We start from the raw sequence: 3,121 nt of genomic DNA, 5'->3' as shown, positions 1-3,121 counted from the left end.
CCCATATATTGCGATAAAGCGCCACCCAAACTATGCCCCGTAAACGTATAGTTTGGAATCTGATAATCCTTTAACGTTTGATTCACAAACACTTGATAATCATAAAATTGGTTGTCGGTATTGCTGTACCAAGCTGGTAATTGAGCCATTCCTTTTCCCGGTAACGACCATTTTTTAGCAAAATCAGCTACTGTTTGAGACGGTTCTCCTACAGCTTTTTTTAACTTTCTATCTGCTTCTGGTTTCTGACCAATACCCAATTTTCCAATATCCGTATGAATCCAATCTTTCATAAATTGCTTCGTATTGGGTTCCGAACCTCGTGCCACAAAAATAGCGTCATCATACGTCATTTTTCCTTTTTTATATTCTTTTGCTGGTACAACGGCGATAGCTTGTAATCCACTTCCTGGCTTGTCAACTGAGTTAATCACTCGCCATTTAGAATATTTACCAGAAACATCTTTTGTCTTAATTAAGCTTCCCAGCTTCAAAGTGTCGTTATTATAAACTTCATCAGCTAAACTAAAATACTGCTCATCTGTAAATGTTGCCAAATTCATCACCTCATATGTTATATTTATCTTGTATTGCATAATTAACGGGAGTTGACTTCATGAAAAATAAAAAAAGAAAACGGATAATAAAAATCATTATAATTATACTGATTATACTACTATTTGTTATACTTGGAGGGTACTTATACATGAAACATCAAGAAAAAGAATTGATGCAGGAACAAAAACCACGGATTGAAAAATTTCTAAAATACAACTACAACAATATAGAATCTATTACACTAACAAAAACCTACACAAATCCAACGGGTATAGTACATATTGAAGGCTACTTAAACAATAATGAAAAGCTAAAAATTGATGCTCCTTTAGATGGCATAAATGGTGTCGAAGTCGTTAACACCCCAACAATATTTGATGACAAATATTCTAAACCACAATTCAAATACGAAGGTAAAACGGTTAGTGGAATTGAAGCCGAAGAAAAAGCCAAAAAGAAGAAAGAAAAAGAATCTAATACAGAAGAATCTTCGTTAAACACTCGTTCTGTTCAAGAAATTATGAGCGACCTGCAGTCTCTAGAAGCTTCCATCCTTCAAAATAACCGACATCCACTCTGACAAGGAACTAATTACGCACTAGTTCTTTGTTTTTTTGTTGCAATTCCTCTATTTCCTCTAAACGGGCATACTTGTTTTCTATTTGGTCTAATTCATACCGCATAAATGCCAAATACCATGTTTCTGCCCCTTCTTTTTCGGCTTTTTCTAAGCGCTCCAAATAAAACTGCCTTTTCGCCAGTATCGAATCCTCTTTCCACACATTCCGATTATACTGTTCAATAATCAGCACATTTTGAAATTCATTCTCCACATCTTCTATCAACAACGACTTGCGAAGCGCTAAATGTTGGGGTTTTAAGCCATATTTTCGCACCGCTTTACGCCATTTGCTATCTTTTCGTAGAGGCATTTTAATTCCTTTCGACTTGTTGTACAACTGCATGCCCCGTGGATATAAGTGCAGACGTCCCCCTTTTATCACTCGTTTGGATTCGTCCGACTTCGTTACTTCTACGGTACGTGCTCCAGGAGCCTGTAGGAGCTCGCTCACGTGTTCTTCTTCCTCTTCGACAGTTAAACCTTCTTCTACCTCTAAATTTGTCAAATAGCTCGTAAAATAGGCTCCTATGTTATCCGTTCTATCTGGACGTTTCACATTCACAATGCCATGACCCCAAATTGCTGCATATAAACTGTTCGGTATGTATACTTTTTTCATCAATGGGAATTTCACTAATAAATGAAAATGCCACGCACCCCGTTCTTGTGGCTCTATCGCCTTCACATATTCCATATGTCCTCTTGTCTTTCCATATGTCTGTTCACAAAAATATTTAAATCGCTTCAAAAATCGGTCAAAATCTGCAGAAGCTTGTTTATTGTCGGTCATATTCTTTTTATATGTCATCGTTATCCATAATTCATTGTTTGCTCCCGTAAAGTTGGCATTTATCAAGTAAGACAGCCGTTTAAAAGATTGGCGCAAAGAGTTTAAATTATCTTTTCGAGTCATTGATTGATTAAATTCCCCAATTTCTCCCGTCGATTTCACCAAGTAACGAGACTTATCCAATTTGACTATCGGACATTCTCGATTCCAATGACTCATAAACTGCAGCTCTATTATGTCATTCATTTCCGTTACTCGTACTCGATCATCGTTATTGATGAAAGCGTCTATTTTTTTGACTCCCATGCCCTTTGCACCTCCTTCCTCATTGGCTCTACTCTGCCATTTATTTTCTTTTTCTCGTAAAGTTTAACTAAAATCAAGTTAATAAGAAACTCGTCGCTACGCTCCTCCTTGCCCAGCTCCGACGTCCCGTCGGTCACTGCCGTTGGAGCGCTGGGCGCTCCCCGGCGTGCCGTCTCCGCTGGTTGATGGTTTTCAGAGGTCTTTTTCGATTTTTTTCAACAAAAAAAGTAAACGCCTCGATAGCTCGCTTGTAAGAGGTTTCGTCCGTTCTTACAAGGTTTTCACTATCAATTCGTTTACTTTCCGATTGACTTATTAGCGCTTTGTTTATAAGATAAGGATATCGGATACTCCCGATACTCTTATTTTGATAACAAAGCACTAATGCGAAGCCTGTAAGAAAGGTGGTTTCTTTCTTACACGGTATAAAAAGTCTGTGAGCGTTCAACTCATAGGCTTTTTTCGCGTCCGTTATGAAGTTATTTTTAGCATAGCTCTATTCATTCCATTTGGCAAGTGAAAACCTAAAACCTTTTCAAGACCCCCTCGCCGTCGGGAACTCGGCCAATGGTTCAACATTGGCAAACATTAGCGTGTAAATCAGACGCTCGTATCCACTCCTTAAATTCCTTCTCTCCGTTCAGTCAGCCATTTACCGTGGACACTTCCTATTGAATCCGTTTCTATCCCTTGTACTTGCTTACCATGAAGCTTCCAATGCTTCTCTACTCGCTTGTATCGCTTCTGTTCGAGTCGTTTGTAGCCACATAAATACCGCATCTCCTGTCGCTGATTCAAAGGCATCTTTTAACGTCACTTGCACTGCTTGCAGGTCTTCTTGTACC

The 3,121-nt window shown here is 38.7% G+C and carries 2 protein-coding genes and 1 pseudogene; 1 reads left to right on the top strand and 2 read right to left on the bottom strand.

Annotated features, from left to right (window positions below; translation table 11 throughout):
- A pseudogene (locus tag HCJ45_RS14760) lies at window positions 1–557 on the bottom strand (hypothetical protein); the annotation flags it as partial.
- Between the two features lie 149 nt (window positions 558–706).
- On the opposite strand from HCJ45_RS14760, the gene HCJ45_RS14755 reads away from it, so the two are divergent.
- Complete coding sequence (locus HCJ45_RS14755) at window positions 707–1,138, top strand: DUF1433 domain-containing protein (RefSeq protein WP_149067782.1); 432 nt, start codon at window positions 707–709, stop codon at window positions 1,136–1,138.
- Between the two features lie 7 nt (window positions 1,139–1,145).
- Here HCJ45_RS14755 and HCJ45_RS14750 read toward each other — a convergent pair whose 3' ends face one another.
- Entirely contained in the window at window positions 1,146–2,276 is a 1,131-nt protein-coding gene (locus HCJ45_RS14750; RefSeq protein ID WP_185395778.1) for a rolling circle replication-associated protein, read from the bottom strand.
- Between the last annotated feature and the right edge of the window lie 845 nt (window positions 2,277–3,121).

The organism is Listeria immobilis, from assembly GCF_014322845.1.
Taxonomy (GTDB): domain Bacteria; phylum Bacillota; class Bacilli; order Lactobacillales; family Listeriaceae; genus Listeria; species Listeria immobilis.
This window is presented reverse-complemented; position numbering and strand designations above follow the sequence as displayed.